At 64.3% G+C, this 19,111-nt stretch carries 19 protein-coding genes; 11 read left to right on the top strand and 8 right to left on the bottom strand.

The features are described from left to right. Nucleotides 1-23: 23 nt before the first annotated feature. The gene (locus XF30_RS29345; protein WP_109145893.1) at nt 24-755 is read left to right on the top strand and encodes an ABC transporter ATP-binding protein; all 732 of its coding nucleotides are present in this window, start codon (nt 24-26) and stop codon (nt 753-755) included. After that, nucleotides 736-1,449, top strand: a complete 714-nt coding sequence (locus tag XF30_RS29340; RefSeq protein WP_057026842.1) for an ABC transporter ATP-binding protein — start codon at nt 736-738, stop codon at nt 1,447-1,449. The genes XF30_RS29345 and XF30_RS29340 overlap by 20 nt, the downstream gene beginning before the upstream one ends. A gap of 503 nt (nt 1,450-1,952) precedes the next feature. Here XF30_RS29340 and XF30_RS29335 read toward each other — a convergent pair. After that, nucleotides 1,953-2,231 (bottom strand): hypothetical protein, encoded by a 279-nt coding sequence (locus XF30_RS29335; RefSeq protein WP_036038021.1) that lies wholly within the window; start codon nt 2,229-2,231, stop codon nt 1,953-1,955. Between the two features lie 811 nt (nt 2,232-3,042). Further along, on the bottom strand, nt 3,043-3,801 hold the full coding sequence (locus XF30_RS29325; RefSeq protein ID WP_057026998.1) for an SDR family NAD(P)-dependent oxidoreductase: 759 nt from the start codon (nt 3,799-3,801) through the stop codon (nt 3,043-3,045). Nucleotides 3,802-3,965: 164 nt separating this feature from the next. Here XF30_RS29325 and XF30_RS29320 point away from each other — a divergent pair, with 164 nt between their 5' ends. The 6 genes from XF30_RS29320 to XF30_RS29295 are packed head-to-tail and all read left to right on the top strand — an operon-like array spanning nt 3,966 to nt 9,844. After that, a complete protein-coding gene (locus tag XF30_RS29320) occupies nt 3,966-5,231 on the top strand; it encodes an extracellular solute-binding protein (RefSeq protein ID WP_109144603.1) in 1,266 nt (421 codons plus the stop codon). A gap of 3 nt (nt 5,232-5,234) precedes the next feature. Continuing rightward, complete coding sequence (locus XF30_RS29315; RefSeq protein WP_109144602.1) at nt 5,235-6,188, top strand: carbohydrate ABC transporter permease; 954 nt, start codon at nt 5,235-5,237, stop codon at nt 6,186-6,188. After that, a complete protein-coding gene (locus XF30_RS29310) occupies nt 6,181-7,026 on the top strand; it encodes a carbohydrate ABC transporter permease (RefSeq protein ID WP_109144601.1) in 846 nt (281 codons plus the stop codon). The genes XF30_RS29315 and XF30_RS29310 overlap by 8 nt, the downstream gene beginning before the upstream one ends. Before the next feature lie 19 nt (nt 7,027-7,045). Beyond that, a complete protein-coding gene (locus XF30_RS29305) occupies nt 7,046-8,143 on the top strand; it encodes a Gfo/Idh/MocA family protein (protein ID WP_109144600.1) in 1,098 nt (365 codons plus the stop codon). 10 nt (nt 8,144-8,153) lie between these two features. After that, a complete protein-coding gene (locus XF30_RS29300) occupies nt 8,154-8,798 on the top strand; it encodes a ThuA domain-containing protein (protein ID WP_036004213.1) in 645 nt (214 codons plus the stop codon). After that, on the top strand, nt 8,795-9,844 hold the full coding sequence (locus XF30_RS29295; protein ID WP_036004189.1) for a LacI family DNA-binding transcriptional regulator: 1,050 nt from the start codon (nt 8,795-8,797) through the stop codon (nt 9,842-9,844). The genes XF30_RS29300 and XF30_RS29295 overlap by 4 nt, the downstream gene beginning before the upstream one ends. Nucleotides 9,845-9,874: 30 nt before the next feature. On the opposite strand, the gene XF30_RS29290 is transcribed toward XF30_RS29295, so the two are convergent. Beyond that, nucleotides 9,875-10,762, bottom strand: coding sequence for a VOC family protein (locus tag XF30_RS29290; protein ID WP_109144599.1), 888 nt, complete (start codon nt 10,760-10,762; stop codon nt 9,875-9,877). A gap of 140 nt (nt 10,763-10,902) precedes the next feature. On the opposite strand from XF30_RS29290, the gene XF30_RS29285 reads away from it, so the two are divergent. Further along, nucleotides 10,903-11,439: an EF-hand domain-containing protein gene (locus XF30_RS29285; RefSeq protein ID WP_349644165.1), complete on the top strand. Its 537-nt coding sequence runs from the start codon at nt 10,903-10,905 to the stop codon at nt 11,437-11,439. 142 nt (nt 11,440-11,581) lie between these two features. Then, nucleotides 11,582-12,769, top strand: a complete 1,188-nt coding sequence (locus XF30_RS29280; protein WP_109144597.1) for a CaiB/BaiF CoA transferase family protein — start codon at nt 11,582-11,584, stop codon at nt 12,767-12,769. Between the two features lies 1 nt (nt 12,770). Here XF30_RS29280 and XF30_RS29275 read toward each other — a convergent pair whose 3' ends face one another. Next, entirely contained in the window at nt 12,771-13,493 is a 723-nt protein-coding gene (locus XF30_RS29275; protein WP_109144596.1) for a DUF72 domain-containing protein, read from the bottom strand. 90 nt (nt 13,494-13,583) lie between these two features. On the opposite strand from XF30_RS29275, the gene XF30_RS29270 reads away from it, so the two are divergent. Further along, entirely contained in the window at nt 13,584-13,799 is a 216-nt protein-coding gene (locus XF30_RS29270) for a hypothetical protein (RefSeq protein ID WP_109144595.1), read from the top strand. A gap of 1 nt (nt 13,800) precedes the next feature. Here XF30_RS29270 and XF30_RS29265 read toward each other — a convergent pair whose 3' ends face one another. The 4 genes from XF30_RS29265 to XF30_RS29250 all read right to left on the bottom strand — a co-directional run bounded on the left by XF30_RS29265 (nt 13,801) and on the right by XF30_RS29250 (nt 19,094). After that, nucleotides 13,801-14,949, bottom strand: a complete 1,149-nt coding sequence (locus XF30_RS29265) for an amidohydrolase (protein ID WP_192893283.1) — start codon at nt 14,947-14,949, stop codon at nt 13,801-13,803. A 229-nt stretch (nt 14,950-15,178) separates the two neighbouring features. Then, nucleotides 15,179-16,264 (bottom strand): mandelate racemase/muconate lactonizing enzyme family protein, encoded by a 1,086-nt coding sequence (locus tag XF30_RS29260; protein ID WP_109144593.1) that lies wholly within the window; start codon nt 16,262-16,264, stop codon nt 15,179-15,181. 166 nt (nt 16,265-16,430) lie between these two features. Next, nucleotides 16,431-17,633 (bottom strand): calcium-binding protein, encoded by a 1,203-nt coding sequence (locus XF30_RS29255; protein WP_074447521.1) that lies wholly within the window; start codon nt 17,631-17,633, stop codon nt 16,431-16,433. Nucleotides 17,634-17,900: 267 nt separating this feature from the next. Then, entirely contained in the window at nt 17,901-19,094 is a 1,194-nt protein-coding gene (locus tag XF30_RS29250; protein ID WP_109144592.1) for a M20/M25/M40 family metallo-hydrolase, read from the bottom strand. Between the last annotated feature and the right edge of the window lie 17 nt (nt 19,095-19,111).

Raw genomic sequence — 19,111 nt, 5'->3', positions numbered from 1 at the left:
TGCTCGAACTGCGAAACGTTTCGATGTCCTTCGGCGGGATGCGGGTCAACGATGATATTTCCTTCAGTATCGGGAAGGGAGAAAGGGTCGCGTTGATTGGCCCGAACGGCGCGGGCAAAACCACGCTCGTCAACGTCATCTCCGGCGACTTGACCCCTTCACAGGGTGCCGTCCACCTCGCCGGGGTTGATGTCACCGCGCTACCGATTTCCGATCGCGTCGACGCCGGCTTGATCCGGACATTTCAGATCACGAGGCTCTTCAAGAGCCTGACGGTCGCACAAAACGTCGCGCTCGCCGTGATGCAACGAAAGGGGCTCACGAGAAGCATGTTTTCCTCCCCGATGGATCGGCCGGACGTTCGTCGGGAGTGGGAGCGGGCCCTTGGAACGCTCGGTATCGCCCATCTGGCCGACAGGCAGGTCTCGCAACTGGCGTACGGTCAGCAGCGCCTTCTTGACCTTGCAATCGGGCTTGCTCTCGAGCCGAAGGTCCTGCTCCTGGATGAGCCCGCGGCAGGGGTGCCGTCGGAGGAGTCTTCCAAGATCATCGAGGCGATCGACAGATTGCCATCTGATATCGCGGTCTTGATGATCGAGCATGACATGGACCTGGTGTTCAAATTTGCCCGCCGTGTGCTCGTTCTCGCCAACGGAAAGCTGATCTTCCAGGGCGATCCGGCAGAAGTCACGGACCATCAGGAAGTCCGTCGAGCTTATCTAGGTAGCTACGCAGATGCCCGCCACGCGTCTTGAAGTCAAAGGTCTCAGTGCCGGGTATGGCCCCACCCGTATCATCGATCACATGTCGTTCGAGGTCTTGCCCGGAGGCCGTCTCAGCGTCCTTGGTCGAAACGGAGTCGGCAAGACGACCTTGCTCGCATCGCTGATGGGTCTGACGACCCATCATGGGGGAAAAGTATTCCTGGGCGAGGCTGATCTCACGGACACCAAGGCGTCGACACGCGCTCAACGAGGTCTCGGTTACGTACCGCAGACACGCGATATATTTCGGTCGCTGACGGTGGAAGAAAACCTGGTCGCGGGTCTCAAGGATCGAGGTCGAGAGGCACTTGAAGAGGTCTACGTGATGTTTCCGAGGTTGGCCGAACGTCGACGCCATTTCGGGACGCAACTATCGGGCGGCGAGCAGCAGATGCTCTCGCTCGCCAGGACGCTGCTGGGAAGGCCTTCAGTTCTCCTCTTGGATGAGCCGCTCGAGGGGCTCGCGCCTGTGATCTGCGATCAGATCATGGAAATCATCACCGCGCTGGCGAGTTCTGGTGAGATGACCATCGTTTTGGTCGAGCAGCAGATCGAACGAGCGCTGCGCTTTGCCGATCATGTCATGGTGGTTGAACGCGGCAAAGCGGTCTGGAGTGGTGAATGCGCGCACTTGCGCGACGACCCCAAGATGGTCGAGCGCCTGCTCGGCGTTGGGGTGCACTGAGGCATGCGGCGTCCTTGTCATTGAGACAATGGGCAAGCTCGTATCACCCTTGCCCCGTCGGGGCGGCGGGGTTTGGCCGTAACGCTCGCCCGGAAAGGCCGAACCGGCAGCACGATCGCACGCCAAAGGGCCGGACCCTTGCCGCAAAGCGCTGACGCGCGCAAGCGCTGTCAGTTCAGCCTTCCAAGCAGTCTTCGGATGATCTTCCGCAAGTTCTCGGCGTACTCATCGACGACCTGACGCCTCTCGGCCGATGGCGGCAGCTGACATTCGTCGTTCCCGTCCGGCGACGGAGGATCCGTCTTGGATCTCCCGCGCATGATCGAGGCGATCGGCTTTGTCACTTTCACGGGAAGTCTGACCTCTGATGCACGACGCGCGTCGTTCAGGCTAGGTGCCAATTCCATCTGCGGCCTTCACACAAGTTAAGTCGCCGGAGCGGGTCGATCTGCATGGCTCGTCGCCGACGCGTGGCGCCGCAACATTTTGCAAATCGCGGCGCGCTAGGTGCACGAGGCGGTCGGATCGCACTTCGGGCAGCGGCCGTCGGCGGCTGCGCCGAGCTGACGGCCGAGCTCGGCCCTGAGAGCCTCCTTGTCCCATTCGGCGCCGTCGCATCTGACGATTCGCTTGGCGCGCTCGAAGGCGTGACTCTCGGCGGCGTCATCGCCGATGCGGACGATCACGTCCCGATGGAACGGGCAGGCCGTCGTCGCGCGGGTCGTCTCCAGGGCGTAGCGCACGACCTCGGTGAGATCGTCGGTGTCAATGTCGGCAAGCATGTCGGTCCTCCTGATCGGCGTCCTCCCTTGTCCAGACCATGCACTGGCTTCGACGAAAACCGGCCTCGGGCTCGATGGGAGCGCCGAGGCCGATTGTTCGCGTGGCTCTTCCATCCAGGGTCTGAACTCGTCCAGCAAACCCGCGCTGCCGATCTTCGTTCCATCGAACTCTTCGGCGGAGCCGCTCTCCGGCCTGCTCCATGTTCGCGGTCTTCTGCACTCTCCGTGAAAGCGGCGCCGGGAAGGCCTCGAAATCCAAACGTCGCTCGCTCCGGCAAAGGGGACCTCGAAAAAGCGTTCCCGATGCCGACACAAGGCTATCGTCGGCGTCGCAAACATGTCTTGATCCAGCTCAAAGGAGGCGGCGGTATTCGACCGAACGCTTCTCGATCGGCAACCTGCTTACAAGCGCTGCGCGATGTCTTCACCGCTGCTTGCGTCAATCCGTTCAGGACATCTGCGTAAGTATTGGCCCGCAATTTCCAGGTCGCCGCGACGGGCGCATATCTCCAGCATGGAGCGCAACGTCATCTTCAAATGCCCCCGCACGGGCATGAACGTGCAGCATTGGATTCCCGGCACAGCCTCCGACGCCGCGGACACGCACGTCCCGGTCCGGTGTCCCGCTTGCGCCTCGCTGCACTTCGTCAATGTCGCCAGCGGCAAGACCTTGAGCGAGGGCATCGGTCGGCCTCGCGCGACCACGGCGCCAGCCGGTCTCGGCGACCGGCTCGATCCATCGCGGCCTTGACCGCGTGAGCTCCGCCCGGCCGCGTCCGGATCGGATCTTCCGACTGATCCCTAGGGCATCTCAGACCCAGCCGCCATCGACGATGTAGTGCTGGGCGGTGCAGGCGGAGGCCTCGTCGGAGGCGAGGAAGACGGTGAACTTCGCAACCTCGTCCGGCATGAGCCGGCGCTTCAGGCATTGTCGCTGCTGCAGCTCGATCTCGCCGGCCGGCGTCATCCATTTCTCGAGCTGCCGCTCGGTCATGATCCAGCCTGGCGCGATCGCATTGACGCGGATGTTGTAGGGGCCGTAGTCGCGCGCCAGCGAGCGCGTCAGCCCGATCACGCCTGACTTGCTCGCGGTGTAGGCGGCCATGCCGCCTTGTCCTGCGATCCACGACACCGAGCCGAAATTGACGATGGCGCCGGCATTGGCCGCCTTCATGTCCGGCAACACGGCCTGAGATGCGAAGAACTGGTGCTTCAGGTTCACCGCGATGCGGTCGTCCCAATAGTCCGGCGTCATCTCCTCGGTGTTGTGCCGCTCGTCATGCGCGGCATTGTTGATCAGGATGTTGATCGGGCCATGAGCCTTGCGTGCCTCGGCGACGCCGGCACGCAGCGCGGGTATGTCGGTGAGATCGACATGCTGGAAATGCGCAGCCAATCCCTGCTCGGACAGCTCGCGCGCCAGGCGCTGTCCCTCCTCGACCTTGATGTCGAAGAACACGACCTTGGATTTCTGCTCCGCAAAGCGCCGCACGATCGCAGCGCCGATTCCGGCTGCGCCGCCGGTGACGAGCACGACCTTGCCGGCGAGGTCGGAATAGATGGCAGCCATTGGGCACCTCGGTTTGTTGCGGCCGGCGCGGCGCGCCGCAGCCGACTCTTTTCCAAACCTTAGCCATTCCGTTGGTGAGGTGCATAGATCAGATTTTGTGTTGCGTACCTCAAAAATTGAGGGCAGGATTGCGTTCAAAGAATAAAAGTCGTCGGGAGGATGTGATGAGATTGCTCGGGAAACTGGGACTCGCCGCTGCCGCATGCCTGCTTTGGGCCAGTTCCGCGTCAGCCGACACCACGGTCAAATGGCTGCACATCGAGGTCAACCCGGCCCAGGTGAAGATCTGGGAGGAGGTCGCACGCAGCTATGAGGCGTCGCACCCCGGTGTGAAGGTCGAGATGCAGTTCCTCGAGAACGAGGCCTACAAGGCCAAGCTGCCGACCATCCTGCAATCCAAGGATCGGCCGCACATCATCTATAGCTGGGCAGGCGGAGTGCTGAAGACCCAAATCGAGGCCGGCGTCCTGCAAGACATCACCGATTCCGTAAAGAGCGGCGGCTACAGCGACACGATCGCGCCGGCAGCGCTCGCGGCTTTCACCAGCAACGGCAAGGTCTATGGCCTGCCGACCGCGCTCTCGCAGGTCGGCTTCCTCTACAACAAGGACTTGATGGCCAAGGGCAATGTCGACGCGAGCAAGATCAAGACATGGGACGATCTGCTCGGCGCAGTGAAAACGCTGAGGGCCGCGGGCGTGACGCCGATCGTGGTTGGCGGTGCCGACAAATGGCCGCTGCATTTTTACTGGACGCATCTCGCAGTGCGCATCGGCGGCAAGCCGGCCTTCGATGCAGCACTGAAGGGTGAGAATGGCGGGTTCGCCGGCGAAACCTTTCAGAAATCCGGCGAGCTGTTCAAGCAGCTGGTCGATCTCCAGCCCTTCCAGAACGGCTTCCTCGGGTTCAAGAATCCGCAGGCCGTCGGCTATTTCGGCGACGGCAAGGCCGCGATGATCCTGGCCATCTCGTCCTTCTATCACACCCAGCGCGCGCTTGCCGCCGACAAGGTTGGTCTCGGCGACGACAAGCTTGGCTGGTTCGATTTTCCGGTCGTACCCGGCGGCAAGGGCGAGCCGTCAGACACGCTCGGCGGCATCACCGGCTGGTTGATCACCAAGGGGGCGCCCAAGGAAGCCACCGACTTCCTGAAATTCTTTATCTCCAAGGACGTGCAGGCGCGGCTTGCCGCCGGCAACTTCATCGTTCCCGTCGTCAAGGGCGGCGAGGCCGGTCTCAACAGCGCTTTCATGAAGCAGATCGCGGCCAATCTGGCGAAGTCCAACTATCACCAGAACTTCTATGACCAGAGCCTTGGCCCGTCGGTCGGCCGCGTCGTCAACGACGTCACGGCTGAGATCGCCGGCGGCAGCATGAGCCCGCAGAACGCAGCGAAAGCCATCGAAGCGGCGTACAAGCAGGGTAACTGACCGGTGGCGCGACGGATCGCGATGTCGTCGCCGATCGGCGTTGCCGGTGAGGCGGCCCCCCAGGTCGGGATTCGTGGCGCGGTTCGTGGCCCAGGCTGGGATGGCCGCTTCACGGTCCTGATCCTGTTCCTGCCGCCCGCGCTGCTGCTGTTCACGCTGTTCGTGGTGCTGCCGATCGGCGAGGCCGCCTGGTACTCGGGATTCAACTGGAACGGGTTCGGCAGGCCGACCAACTGGATCGGCCTCGACAATTACCGCTTCGTGCTGGAGACGCGGGCCTTCTGGCTCGCGCTGCGCAACAACGGGCTGATCATCGCCGTTTCGCTCGCCGTCCAGCTGCCGCTTGCGCTCACGCTCGCCCTCATGCTGGCCGAACGCTTTCGCGGCGCCGTGGCGCTGCGCATGCTGTTCTTCATGCCCTATATCCTCGCCGAGATCGCAACCGGGCTGATCTTCAGCTTCGTCTATGACGGCGATTACGGCCTCGTCGCCTCGATCTGGCGCACGTTCGGCGCCGAGCCTCCGCATCTGTTGGCCTCGACCGACACGGCGATGCTGGCGGTCCTGATCGTGGTGGTCTGGAAGTATTTCGGCTTCCACATGATGCTGTTCATCGCGGCGCTCCAGAGCCTCGACAAGAACCTGGTCGAGGCCGCCCGCATCGACGGCGCGACGCGGACGCAGACGCTGCGTCACGTCGTGATCCCCTTGCTCTATCCGACCATCCGCCTGTCGGTGTTCTTCGCCATCATCGGATCCCTGCAGCTGTTCGATCTCGTCATGCCGCTGACGCGCGGCGGACCGGCCGATTCCTCCAACACGTTGGTGAGCTTTCTCTACAACAATGGCATCTCGCGCATGCGGGTCGGCTATGGCAGCGCCATCGGCGTCATCCTGTTCGCGATCTGCGTGACCTTTGCCTTCACCTACAAGCGATGGTTCATGCGCGATGAATAGTGTCGGGGCTAGACGCGCATTCGATCCCGCAGCGCTGTTCAAGGCGCTGTTCCTCGGTCTGGTCGCGATCTTCGTCCTGGTGCCGTTGCTCGCGACCCTGCTCGGCGGCTTCAAGTCGCTCGGCGAGCTCCGTGTCAATCCGTTCGGCCTGCCCGCACAATGGGAATGGCAGAACTACGCCGACATCCTGTTCTCGGCGCGCTACTGGCAGCTCCTGCGCAACTCGCTTGTCATCTCGACGCTGGCGGTGACGCTGACCCTGATCACGGCTTCGATGGCTGCGTTCACCTTCGCCCATGTCAGGTTCTTCGGTTCATCGATGCTGCTCAGCTATCTGACGTTGGGCCTGCTGTTCCCCGCTGCGACCGCCGTGCTGCCTCTGTTCATCAAGGTGCGGGATCTCGGCCTGCTCGATACTTATTTCGGCGTCGCGCTGCCGCAGGTGGCGTTCAGCCTCGCCATGAGCGTGCTGCTGCTACGCCGCTTCTTCAAGGACATTCCCTATGAGCTGCTCGAGGCCGCGCTGGTCGACGGCTGCAGCTACATCAAGTTCTTCCGCTATGTGACGCTGCCCTTGTCGCGTCCGATCCTGGCGACGGTCGGCACCATCACCTTCGTCAACAGCTGGAACGCCTACCTGCTGCCGCTGGTGATGCTGAACACCGACGCGCTGTATCCCTGGCCGCTCGGCATCATGGTCTACCAGGGCGAATACTCGTCCGAATGGCACCTGATCCTGGCCTTCATCACGCTCACCATCCTGCCCACGATCATTCTGTTCCTGCTGGCCCAGAAGCACATCGTGGCCGGCCTCACCGCAGGCGCGGTCAAGGGATGAGCCATCTGAGGAGACCATAATGAGAAAAGTCGGCATCGGAATCATCGGCTGCGGGGTGATCAGCACCGCCTATCTCAAGGCGGCCCAGCGCTTTCCGGTCATGGAGGTCAGGGCGCTCGCCGACATGCGCAGCGAGATTGCGGAACGCCAGGGCGCGGCCTTCGGCTTGCCGGGAATGCGGGTCGACCAATTGTTGAAGCGAGACGACGTCGAAATCATCGTCAATCTCACGGTGCCGCTCGCCCACACCGATGTCAGCCTGGCGGTGCTGAACGCCGGCAAGCACGTCCATTCGGAGAAGCCGCTCGGCATCAATGTCACTGAGGCGCGCAAGGTCATGGAGCTCGCCGCGCAGAAGAACCTGCGCGTCGGCTGCGCGCCCGACACGTTCCTTGGCGGCGGCCATCAGACCGCGCGCAAGCTGATCGACGACGGCGCGATCGGCACGCCCGTCGCGGGCAGCGTTTTCTTCGGCTGCCCCGGCCACGAGCGCTGGCACCCGGCGCCCGGCTTCTATTACCTGCGCGGCGGCGGGCCGATGCTCGACATGGGGCCGTATTACATCACCGACCTCGTGCAATTGCTCGGCCCGGTCGCCAGCGTGATGGGCTCGACCGCGCGCCCGAAGACCGAGCGCCTCGTCACCAGCCAGCCGATGAACGGCGCGCTGATTCCGGTCGAGGTCCCGACCCATGTCACGGGAACGCTGGAGTTCGAGAGCGGCGCAGTCGTGTCGATCACGATGAGCTTCGACGTGCCGAAACATCGGCATGCGCCGATCGAGATCTACGGCGACAAGGGCAGCATGCTGGTGCCGGATCCAAATCGCTTCGGCGGCGAGGTTCAGGTGGCGAGGACCGGCGGCGAATGGGAGGTGATGCCGCTGACGCACGGCCACGTCGAGGGCGAGTTCCGCTCGATCGGCGTCGCCGACATGGCTGGCGCGATCCTGAACGACCGACCGCATCGCGCCAGCGGCGCGCTCGCCCTCCACGTGCTGGAGGTGATGGAGGCGTTCCAGACTTCCGCCGACGAGGGCCGTCGCGTCAAGATCGAGAGCCGCGTCGAGCGGCCGGCGATGCTGCCCGCGGGGCGTGAAACCGGACAGATCGATTGAGGGTATGACCATGCGCAAGGCAATGATTGTATGGGGCGGCTGGCCGGGACACGATCCCGATCTCTGCGCGTCGATGATCCGCGGCTGGCTGAAGGCGGAGGGCTTCGAGGTGCGGATCGAAACCACGACGGCAGCCTTCGCCGATCCCGCGATCCACGATCTGTCGCTGATCATACCGATCTACACGATGTCCAAGATCGAGAAGGCGGAAGCGCTCAACCTCTGCGATGCGGTGCGCAGCGGCGTCGGGCTAGCCGGCCATCATGGCGGTATGTGCGATGCCTTCCGCGAATCGGTCGATTACCAGTTCCTGTGCGGCGGGCAATGGGTCGCCCATCCCGGCAACATCATCGACTACAAGGTCGACTTGACGAAGCCGGACGATCCGATCATGACGGGTCTGAAGAGCTTCGAGCATCGGTCCGAGCAATATTACATGCATGTCGATCCCGCCATCGAGGTCCTGGCAACGACGACCTTCACCGGTGAGCACGCGCCCTGGATCGAGGGCGTGGTGATGCCGGTGGTGTGGAAGAAGCGCTATGGCGCGGGGAGGGTATTCTATTCCTCGCTGGGCCACCGCGCCTACGAGCTCGACGTGCCGGAGATCCGGACGTTGATGACCCGCGGCATGCTATGGGCCGCGCGCGAATGACTGAAGGCGCGACCCAGCCGGTGCTTCGGGCCACGCTCGAGGACGTCGCGCGCGCGGCGGGCGTTTCGCTCGCCACCGTCGATCGCGTCGTCAACCGGCGCGAGGGTGTCCGCGCCAAGACCGTCGCGCGTGTCGAGGCCGCGGTGGCAAAGCTCGGCTATCGCGCCGATGTTGCCGCGGCGCGGCTCGCCCGCGGGCAGACCTTCCGCTTCGCTTTCGTGCTGCCGACCGGCAGCAACAGCTTCATGACCAACCTCGGCGAGCAGGTCGCGCGCACCGCGGACTGGCTCGCCGGCCATCGCGGCTTCATCGACATCCACCATGTCGACGTGTTCGACCCCGATGTCCTTGCCCGAGCGCTGGAGAACCTCTCGCCGGCCTATCAGGGCGTCGCCGTCATCGCGCTCGATCATCCCCGGGTGCGCGCTGCGATCGACGAGCTCGTCGCGCGCGGGGTTGCGGTGGTGACCCTGGTGTCAGACGCGCCGAGCTCGTCCCGGGTACATTATGTCGGGATCGACAATCCGGCCGCGGGCCGCACCGCCGCCACGTTGATGGGACGCTTCCTTGCCGGGCGCGAGGGCACCGTCGCCGTGATTGCGGGATCGTTGTCGCTGCGCGACCACACCGAACGGCAGTTCGGCTTCCACCAGATCCTGTCGAGCGAGTATGCGAGCTTGTCCGCACTGCCTGTCATCGAGGGGCGCGACGACAGTGACCGCACCCGGGACCTCACGGCCGCGCTGCTCGCCCGCCATGCCGATCTCCGGGGCATCTATTGCTGCGGCGCCGGAAACCGCGGCATCGCCGATGCGCTCGAGGCCTCGGGCCGCGCGCGCGAGGTGGTCTGGATCACCCATGAGCTGACCGAGCACACCAGGCGGTTCCTGGTGCGCGGCACGCTCGACGCCGTCATCAACCAGGATGCCGGCCATGAGGCGCGGTCTGCGGCGCGAGTCCTGCTCGCGCATTGTTCGGGCGAGCCGATCAGCCCCGACCAGGAGCGCATCCGCATCGACATCTTCCTGCGGGATAATTTGCCGTAGCGTGAAGCGCACGGAAGCGCCGCGCGAGGACTACCCCTCGTACTGATCCGGCCCCATCGCCCAAGCCGACTCGTCGTGGCCGAAGGCGTAGTTGCGGTTGTTGAGCGCCGGATTGCGATTGACCATCGGACGCATGAACATCGGATGGGTCACTGAGCGAACCTCGTGCTCGACCGTGAACAGCTTCTTGCCGCTGTCGAGGTCGACGATGTCGCAGAACCGGTACTGGTATTGATTGTCCTCGCGCGAGATCAGCTTGCGCGCAAGCAGCTTGCGGTAGGGGCCGGAGAAGTCCGTGATGTACATCTGCACGTGGTGACCGTCATAGTCGGCTTGCGGCCGGTCGGTCTCGCGAAACAGCAGATGCTGGTTGCGGCCCGTCTTCACGGCGGCCACAGTGCCATCGCCGTTCCGCAAGCTCGCGGGCATGCCCATGACTTCAGGGTAGAAGGCGCAGATGCCGGCTGCCGATCCCATAGGCACGTCGAACTCGACATAGGGAATGCCGAGCGCGATCCGGCCGAACCGCGCGGCGTCGGGCTCGTAGCAGCGCAAACGGTTACCCCAGGGGCAGACCGCCTCGACATGGTCGTTATGCTCGGTGAATGCGAACGCGGTGCCCTCGAGTTTCTTCGCGACCGTTGCAAGCCGCGCCAGCAGCGCCTCGCGGCCTTCGATGACGAGGCCAATATGTCCGCGCAGCACCTGCGGCCGGCCGCTCGGCAGATGAAACTGGCTCCGCCCGGCATTGATCCACATGTTGGTGTCGGACACCATCAGATAGGGATCGCGGGTGAGCCCGAGCCCGGCGACGTAGAACAGCGTGGCGAGGCGCTGGTCCGGGACCTGGATGTTGACGTGCTCGAAATGGATGGCGTTGCCGAGATCTTCTGTGGATCGATCGAATTGCTGCGGCATGGTTGTGCGCTTCTCGCTGGGGGACGAACCGGTGCATCTTAAAGCATAGTTTCCGGCCGTCGAGTTTCCGCCGGTGACCGCGCCGCTCCTCCGCACGGGGCGGGGGGAAAAACCTGGCCCGCCAGCCCCGCCTTTTTGACTTGGCTCAAGATGAATTCGATGAAGTTCGACAAGCTCGTCGGGCCGACATCAAGGCCGGAGGAAACGTCATGCTAGGTCGAATCGTTGCTGCAGCGTTGCTGCTCGCCATCCTGGGCCAGCCAGCTCTGGCTCAATCGCCAGCGGACCATCAAGGTCATCATCCCGGACAGGAGCAGACGCCGGCATCCCCGCAGTCGAGTTCTCCTGCCAACCCATCCGCCGAGCGGCAGAGCCCGATGCGCGGTGGAGAGATGATGGGAATGATGGGGCGCGGGATGATGGGACAAGGAATGATGGGACAAGGAATGAAAGGGCATGGCGCGATGGGCGGTGCCGCCATGGAGCCGCCGGTCGTCTTCCGCATCGTCTTCGCGCTGATGGATGCTGATGGTGACGGGAACGTCTCGCTGCCCGAGTTTCAGGTCGCCCATGAACGCATTTTCAAGGCAATGGATCGCGACAAGGACGGCAAGCTCACTTTCGAGGAGATGATGGCGTTCATGCACAGGACCAAGGGCTCCGCCCCGCAGCAATAGCGAGCGGGAACCTCAAGGCGGGCACACGAACTGCGGCTTCATCGGGGCCCTTCGCGATGTGACGATGAAAGTCGCATGCGCGCTTCCTAACTTGCCCTGGCGGCCAGTCCCTGTAATCTGCAAAAAAACAGGGAAGGGTGCGATGGGAGGAGTCTTGGAGGGCGTGCGCGTGCTCGATTTCGGGCGCTATATCGCCGGACCCTATTGCGCGGCATTGCTGGCCGAGTTCGGGGCCGAGGTTATCCGCGTCGAGAAGCGCGACGGCAGCGAGGATCGGTTCGTCGCACCGGTCGGTGAAGGCGGCGAGGGCGCGCTGTTCCTCCAGATCAACCGCAACAAGAAGGGCATCACGCTCGATCCGATGAAGCCGGAAGGCCAGGAGGTGATGCGCCGTCTGATCGCGACTGCGGACGTCGTGGTCGCCAATCTGCCGCCGCAGACCCTGCGCGCGATGAAGCTCGATTACGACACGCTGAGGGCGATCAAGCCGGACATCATCCTGACCACGGCGACCGCGTTCGGCGGGCCGGGGCCGTGGTCCGACCGCGTCGGCTTCGACGGCGTCGGCCAGGTGATGTCAGGCTCGGTGTACATGACGGGCACCGGCGATCCGCCGTACCGGGCCGCGGTGAACTGGGTCGATTTCGGCACCGCGCTGCACTGCGCGTTCGGCACGCTCGCCGCGCTGATCGAGCGCGGCAAGTCCGGGCGCGGCCAGATCGTCGAGGGCGCGCTGCTCGCAACCGCTTTGTCCTTTACCAATGCGACGCTGATCGAGCAGGCCGTCATCGACGTCAACCGCGTGCCGACGGGCAATCTCGGCCAGACCGCGGCGCCCGCCGACATCTACCGCACGAGGGACGGCTGGGTGCTGTGCCAGGTCACCGGCCATCCGCTGTTCAAGCGCTGGGCGCGGCTGATGGGCGAGGAGGATGTGTGGCTGAACGATCCGCGCTTTGCCGACGACATCAGCCGCGGCAATAACGGCCCGCTCATCAGCGAGCGGATGGCGCGCTGGTGCGCCGAGCGCACCACGCAGGAGGCCGTCGATACGCTGGGCCAGGCCATGATCCCGACCGGCCCCGTGCTCTCGCCGCAGCAGGCGCTGGATCATCCGCATATCCGCGCCGCCGGCTTCATGCAGGACCTCGACTATCCCGGCCTGCCGAAACAGGCGCCGGTTGCCCGCGCCGCGGTGCGGCTGTCGGAAACGCCGGGCGAGATCGCGCACCGCCCGCCGACGCTCGGCGAGCACACCGACCGCGTCCTCGCCGGGCTCGGCTACGATGCTGACGAGATCGCGGCGCTTCGGCGAGGCGGCATCATCTAGATCACAGCAGCTGCTTCAACGCCTTGGCATCGGCCGGTGCTGCGCTCTTCTGGTCGTTGTCGAAATAGACATAGACGTCGCAGCCCTGCCGCTTCCACGATTTGATGCGCTTGGCCCATTGCGCCAGCGCGGCCTTCGTATAGTGCCCGTGATAGCGCCCGCTTGGCCCATGTCCGCGCACATAGACGAAATCCGCCGTGCGCTTCCACGGCGCCGGCGCATCGTGATGGTCGGACAGGCACAGCGAGATATTCTCCTCAGCCAGCATCCGCAGGATGCGCGGCTGATACCAGCTCGGATGGCGGAATTCGAAGCTGTAGCGGCGTTTTCGCGACAATAGCTTGAAGAACGAGGCGAGCCGGTCCGCGTTCGCCTCGAATTGCGGCGGCAGCTGGAACAGGATCGGGCCGGCCTTGCCGCCGAGCCTGGAGATGCGGTCCTCCAACAGCTCGAGGCTGTTGACGGAGCGGTCCGTCAGGCGCTTCCAGTGCGTGATGAATTTCGACGCCTTCCAGGCGAACACGAAATCGCGCCCGGTCTGCTCGCGCCATCCCGTCACCGCCTCCGGCGTCGGCGTGCGGTAGAACACGCCGTTCAGCTCCGTGGTGTCGAACTGCCCGGCATAGTAACTGAGCTGCTGCTTCAGCGTCACGCCCTTGGGGAAGAACGGGCCGCGCCAGGAAGCGTAGTGCCAGCCCGAAGTTCCGATCAGAACGCGCGCCATGTTTCACGTACCATCCGTTGCCATTTGCCGGAGGGAACGTCCGTGCCGCCGATACGTTTCTCGTCAGCATCAACGCGAGGACCGGAACCGATGTACGCGCTGTTCGAAGGCAACAAGCAGATCGGCAATCCCTTTCCGACCGAGAAGGAGGTGTGGGAAGCCGCCTTGATCGAAGGCCTCGTCACCGACGTGCCCGTTGCCGACGAGGAGGGCGGCCACATTCTGCCGGCCGGATATCACGTCGAGCGCGTGGACGAGACATTCGCGCCGCGGCCGGACTGGAAGCTGCCGCGCGAAATCTCCTGAGCTAGTTCGTCGCCAGCGCCGCCTTGGCCACTTCCGCCATCCAGCGCGAGGCCACGGGCAGGATCGCGTCGTTGAAATCGTAGCGCGGGCCGTGCAGCTCCGCGCCATCGCGCAACTCGCCATTGCCGATCCAGACGAAGGCGCCGGGCCGCTGCTGCAGATAATGGGCAAAATCCTCGCCGGCCATGCTGGGCGCGAGATCGCGCCGCACCGGCGCCTGCACCTTCTCCGCGGCGATGCGCGCGAGGTCGGCCTCATCGGGCGTGTTGATCACGACGCCGACGCCCCAGACGATCTCGGGCGTGACCTTGACGCCGAAGCTGGTCGCGATCCCGGCGCAGGTGCGCGTGATGCCGTCGAGGAGGGTGTCCTTGACCGCCTCGCGATGGTAGCGCAGCGTGCCGCGGATGCTGACGCGTCCGGCGATCTGGTTCGGCGCGGTGCCGCCTTCGATCGTGCACAGCGACAGCACGGCGGTGTCGAGCGGATCGACGCCGCGCGAGGTGACCGATTGCAGCGCGACGATGAGGTGCCCGGCCGCCACCACGGGATCGCGCGTCAGATGCGGCATGCCGGCGTGCCCGGCGTGGCCCTCGATACTGATGGTGATGCGCCCGCCCGAGGCCATCACGACGCCGTCGTGCACGGCGATGGTGCCGGCGGCAAGGCCCGGCCAGTTGTGGAAGCCGAATATCCGCTCCATCGGAAAACGGTCGAACAGCCCGGCCGCGACCATCGCGCGCGAGCCGCCAAAACCTTCCTCGGCCGGCTGGAAGATGAAATCGACCGTACCGCTCCAATCGGTATCAGTGGCGAGCAGCGCCGCGGCGCCCAGCAGCGAGGCGGTATGGCCGTCATGGCCGCACGCATGCATCACACCCGATGTCTTGGAAGCATAGGGCAGGCCGGTGTCCTCGGTGATCGGCAGCGCATCCATGTCGGCGCGCAGGCCGACCCGCCTCTGCGCATGACCGCGCCTCAAGGTCGCGACGATGCCGTGGCCGCCGACGCCGGCCTCGAAGGGAATGCCGAGCTCGGTGAGCTTGTCCTGCACGAAGGCGGCGGTCTCCTTTTCTTGGAGCGACAGTTCGGGATGCGCATGCAGGTGCCGGCGCCAATCGGTCAGTTTCTGGTGCAGTTCGGGGGACAAGGAGGAGGATCTTTCGCTGGAGGGCCGGCTTGCAACCAGCATAGCCGATTATTAGACCGCTGCATCAAGCGCCAGCGAATGGCTCGCGTGCAAAGCGCGCCGCGCTTTTCCGTCATTCCGGGGCGCGCCTCTTGGCGCGAACCCGGAATCCATCGTCCATCGAGCTCCGCAGTCCAATGGATTCCGGGTTCGCGACTTCGTCGCGCCCCGGAATGACGAGCAAGGGGTGTCACGCCAACTTCCCCAGCCCCTTCCAATCGAACCCGATCCCATGCCCGGGCCTGTCGGGCGCCAGCGCCAGCCCATCCTTCAGCACCAGCGGATGCTCGATATACTTGTCCAGCCCGAAACCGTGCGCCTCCAGATAAGATCGGTTCGGACAGGCCGCGAGCAGATGCACGGTGATGTCGTGCGCGCCATGGCTGGTGACGGGCAGGTTGAACGCTTCCGCGAGCCGCGCGATCTTCATGAACGCACTGACGCCCCCGCAATTGGTGACATCGGGCTCCGGATAGGACACCGCGCCGGATGCGATGTAGTTCTTGAACTCCCACAGCGAGCGCAGATTCTCGCCCGCAGCGATCGGCACGCCGCCGGCCTGCATGATACGCACATGGCCGGCGACGTCGTCGGGGATGATCGGTTCCTCCAGCCAGGTGAGGTCGAAAGGAACGAAAGCACGCGCGGCGCGGATCGCCTCCTCGACCGTCCATTTCATGTTGGCATCCGCCATCAGCGGAAAACCGTCGCCGAGATGCTGCCGCATCGCGGAGATGCGCGCGACATCGGACTTGAGGTCGGGCCGGCCGACCTTCATCTTGATGGCGCGAAATCCCTTGGCGAGGTTGCCGTCGGTCTGCTTGAGCAGCGCATCGACGGAGAGATCGAGGTCGATGCCGCCGGCATAGCACGGCACCTGCGCATCGAAGCCGCCGAGCAGGCGGTACAGCGGCAGCCTGGCGCGCCGCGCCTTCAGATCCCACAGCGCAATGTCGAGTGCGGAGAGCGCCAGCACCGCCGGCCCGCCGCGGCCGCCATAATGCAGCCCCCACCAGACATGATGCCAGATCGCCTCGGTGTCGTCGGCCTCGCGCCCCTCGACCAGCGGCGGGATCTCGCGCTTGAGAATGTCGGCCACAGCCCCGCCGTTGCGCCCGACCGTATAGGTGTAGCCGACGCCTTCGGCGCCATCGGCATCGCGGATGCGGCAGGTGATCAGCTCGAACGCCGTCATGTCGCCATGCGTGGAGTCCGACAGCGTGATGGGGAGGGGGATTCGGTAGAGCCCGGTCTCGATGTTTGCGATGCGTGGCATGGTGCCTCCCTGATTTTTGTTCTTCGTAGGGTGGGTTAGCCGAGCGGATGCGCAAAGCGCATATGCTCGGCGTAACCCACCACTTCTGTCTCCGCGGATACGAAGATGGTGGGTTACGCCTAGCGGTTTGCGCTTCGCGCAATCCGCGGGGCTAACCCACCTTACGCTAGACTATGAAGTCAGTCGCCTCCAGCGAAGCCGCATGCACTCCGCTCAGGGTGATGGTGTCATTGGCAGTGAGCTGAATCACCGCATTGCCCGAGCTGTCATCGCTGATGAGGCCGGACAGGGTCGCCCAGTCGGCAAAACCGTAGTCGTGCAGGTTGATCACGTCGAGTTCCCCCGCGGTGCTGCCGACCGCGATGTTGCCTTGATTGAAGTCGTTGATGACGTCGTTGCCGGAGCCGGCCGTGAAGACGAAGACATCGTTGTTCGGCCCGCCCCACAGCTGATCATTACCCGCGCCGCCGTTGAGCGTGTCCGTGCCGCCGGTGATGGAGCCAGGGGTAGATGGCGCATAAGTCCGCGCATCGCCGTAGAGATGATCAGTGAACTCTCCGCCATTGAGGATGTCATTGCCGCCACGCGCACTGCCGGACATGTTCATGGCGTCGCCAATCAGCTGGGAGCCGTAGACGGCCGGCGGCGGCTCGCCACCATTCGTCACGAAGGTCAGGGTGTCGTTGCCACCCTGGGCATTGTCGGTCAATGACGTGAGCGAATCGCCGGCCAGCGTTCCACCTCCGATCGCCATGCCACTGCTGATGCCGAGCGTGAGGTCGTCGTTGCCACCGATTGTATTGCCGGTCATGGCACCGATGGCATCCCCACTGAGGGTCGCCGTGCTTTCGTATGCATATTCGAATACGTTCAGCGTGTCGTTGCCGCCATGCGCGTTGTCGCTCATGGATCCCCCGGCATCGCCACTGAACACGTTCTCGAAGGCCCGCCCACCGGTCACGCCTGTCAGCGTGTCATTGCCGCCTTGCGTGTTGCCCGACATGTCGCCTCCGGCATCTCCGTAAATGGAGATGTTGGAGCGGAAATTGCCGCCGGCGTCGGCGGTGAGCGTGTCGCTGCCGCCTGCAGCATTGCCCAACATGGTCTCGGCGTCGCCCATAATGGTGGCGCCGCTGAAGGGATAATCCACGTTCGCCGTGAGCGTGTCGTTGCCGCCGTGGGAATTGCCCTGCATGACCGTGTCTTCGCCGATCAGCGTAACGAACACGTCCGCGTTGAGGATGGTTGCCGTCACCGTGTCGTTCCCGCCCCAGCCGTCGATCGGGAAGTTGGGATCTCCGACGATGGTCGCGGTTTGGCTGAAGTCCGGAAAGGTAAGAATCAGGGTGTCGTTCGGCATCGTGCGCATGGCGCATCACTCCCATTTCATGTCAGTCACGTGACTCTGAAAACAGCGGAGGTCTCGGCGAGACGCACTGCGGTCACGCTTGGATCTGAATCTACTTGGAGTTGATGGCGGAGGTTTGCTCCTGACTCGGTTTGATTGCGGCCGAGGAACCGCGTGACGGTGCTCGCCATCGATGGCAGCACGGGACAGGCGCGGACTTCACGGAAGCCGCGATCGACCCGTTAGATCAGAGCCGTGTTAAAGCGCTATGACGTGCCGTTTGCCATCTCACCGCATCGTCGCCAGCTGCACCGCCAGCGCGCAGGCGCGGTCGTATTCGTCGAGATTGATCCATTCGTCGACCGTGTGCGCCTCGTTCTGGCCGGCACCGAAGGTCACGGTCGGAACGCCGTGGCGGACCATCCAGTTGGCGTCCAGGCCGCCATTGGCGGCGCGCACGTTCGCCGTTCCGCCCACGGCAGACACCGCCTCGATCGCGCGTTTGACCACCGGCAGGTTCTCCTTCATGCGGAACGGATAATAGTCGGTCTCGGCCTTGAACTTGACCTTGCCGGACTTGCCTTGCGCGTTGGTGACCTTCTTGGCCGCCTTCTCGAACGCGGCCTTGTAGGCCTTGGTGATCTCCTTGAAGAATTTTCCGTCGTGGCTGCGGCTCTCGCCGCGCACATGCACGTAGTCGGTGACGACATTGGTGGCATCGCCCGCGGGGCGGCCTTCGCCGCCGGTGACCGGGCCGACATTGCTGGTGCCTTGCCTCTTGCCCTTCACGACCTTGCCGAACCAGCCGCCGGCCTTCACGTCCGCAAGCGCCAGCGCCATGATCATGGTCGAGGAGATGCCGCGCTCGGGTGCGACGCCGGCATGCGAGGCGCGGCCGAAGATCTCGACGGTCCAACGGTCGGCGCCGACGGCCCCGATCACGACGTTGGAGGCCGAGCCGCCGTCATAGTTGAACGCCATCACGGGCTTGCCGAGCTCGTCGAGCTTGACGTGCCGCGCGCCATAGAGCCCGCTCTCCTCGCGCACGCAGAACAACAGCGTGATCGGCGGATGATCGAGCTTCTGCTTTTGGAGCTCGGCGGCCAGCGTCACCAGCACGCCGCAGCCGCAGCGATTGTCGCCGCCGAGCGCGGTCTTGGCGTCGTTGACGATCTTGCGCCCCGTCAACTTTGGCTTGGCACCGGCGCACAGCGGCACCGTGTCCATGTGGGTCATGAACATGATGCGTGGATGGTTGTGCAGCGCGCCGCGGCCGGGCAGGTCGACGATGAGGTTGCCGGTCTCGGTCGGCACCGGAATGCGCGTGTTGGCGTCATCGAGCCGGATCGCCTTCGCCGGCACACCGCTCTCCTTCAGCGCAGCCGTGAGCTCCCGCCCGATCGCCGCCTCCTGCCCGGTGACGCCCTCGACAGTGAGGAAGCGCATGAGACGATCGGTGGCGGCTTTGGTGTCGACAGGCATGGACTCGAATTCCCTTG

This window comes from Bradyrhizobium sp. SUTN9-2 (genome assembly GCF_003122645.1).
In the GTDB taxonomy this organism is placed as follows: Bacteria; Pseudomonadota; Alphaproteobacteria; order Rhizobiales; family Xanthobacteraceae; genus Bradyrhizobium; species Bradyrhizobium yuanmingense.
Note: the sequence above shows the minus strand (reverse complement) of the source record. Positions and strands in the feature narration are given on the sequence as shown.

What these genes read in the sequence shown, in the direction of transcription:
- XF30_RS29345 (WP_109145893.1), top strand. Translation starts at nt 24, where the DNA reads ATGTCCTTCGGCGGGATGCGGGTCAACGATGATATTTCCTTCAGTATC.
- XF30_RS29340 (WP_057026842.1), top strand. Translation starts at nt 736, where the DNA reads ATGCCCGCCACGCGTCTTGAAGTCAAAGGTCTCAGTGCCGGGTATGGC.
- XF30_RS29335 (WP_036038021.1), bottom strand. Translation starts at nt 2,231, where the DNA reads ATGCTTGCCGACATTGACACCGACGATCTCACCGAGGTCGTGCGCTAC.
- XF30_RS29325 (WP_057026998.1), bottom strand. Translation starts at nt 3,801, where the DNA reads ATGGCTGCCATCTATTCCGACCTCGCCGGCAAGGTCGTGCTCGTCACC.
- XF30_RS29320 (WP_109144603.1), top strand. Translation starts at nt 3,966, where the DNA reads ATGAGATTGCTCGGGAAACTGGGACTCGCCGCTGCCGCATGCCTGCTT.
- XF30_RS29310 (WP_109144601.1), top strand. Translation starts at nt 6,181, where the DNA reads ATGAATAGTGTCGGGGCTAGACGCGCATTCGATCCCGCAGCGCTGTTC.
- XF30_RS29305 (WP_109144600.1), top strand. Translation starts at nt 7,046, where the DNA reads ATGAGAAAAGTCGGCATCGGAATCATCGGCTGCGGGGTGATCAGCACC.
- XF30_RS29300 (WP_036004213.1), top strand. Translation starts at nt 8,154, where the DNA reads ATGCGCAAGGCAATGATTGTATGGGGCGGCTGGCCGGGACACGATCCC.
- XF30_RS29295 (WP_036004189.1), top strand. Translation starts at nt 8,795, where the DNA reads ATGACTGAAGGCGCGACCCAGCCGGTGCTTCGGGCCACGCTCGAGGAC.
- XF30_RS29290 (WP_109144599.1), bottom strand. Translation starts at nt 10,762, where the DNA reads ATGCCGCAGCAATTCGATCGATCCACAGAAGATCTCGGCAACGCCATC.
- XF30_RS29280 (WP_109144597.1), top strand. Translation starts at nt 11,582, where the DNA reads ATGGGAGGAGTCTTGGAGGGCGTGCGCGTGCTCGATTTCGGGCGCTAT.
- XF30_RS29275 (WP_109144596.1), bottom strand. Translation starts at nt 13,493, where the DNA reads ATGGCGCGCGTTCTGATCGGAACTTCGGGCTGGCACTACGCTTCCTGG.
- XF30_RS29270 (WP_109144595.1), top strand. Translation starts at nt 13,584, where the DNA reads ATGTACGCGCTGTTCGAAGGCAACAAGCAGATCGGCAATCCCTTTCCG.
- XF30_RS29260 (WP_109144593.1), bottom strand. Translation starts at nt 16,264, where the DNA reads ATGCCACGCATCGCAAACATCGAGACCGGGCTCTACCGAATCCCCCTC.
- XF30_RS29255 (WP_074447521.1), bottom strand. Translation starts at nt 17,633, where the DNA reads ATGCGCACGATGCCGAACGACACCCTGATTCTTACCTTTCCGGACTTC.
- XF30_RS29250 (WP_109144592.1), bottom strand. Translation starts at nt 19,094, where the DNA reads ATGCCTGTCGACACCAAAGCCGCCACCGATCGTCTCATGCGCTTCCTC.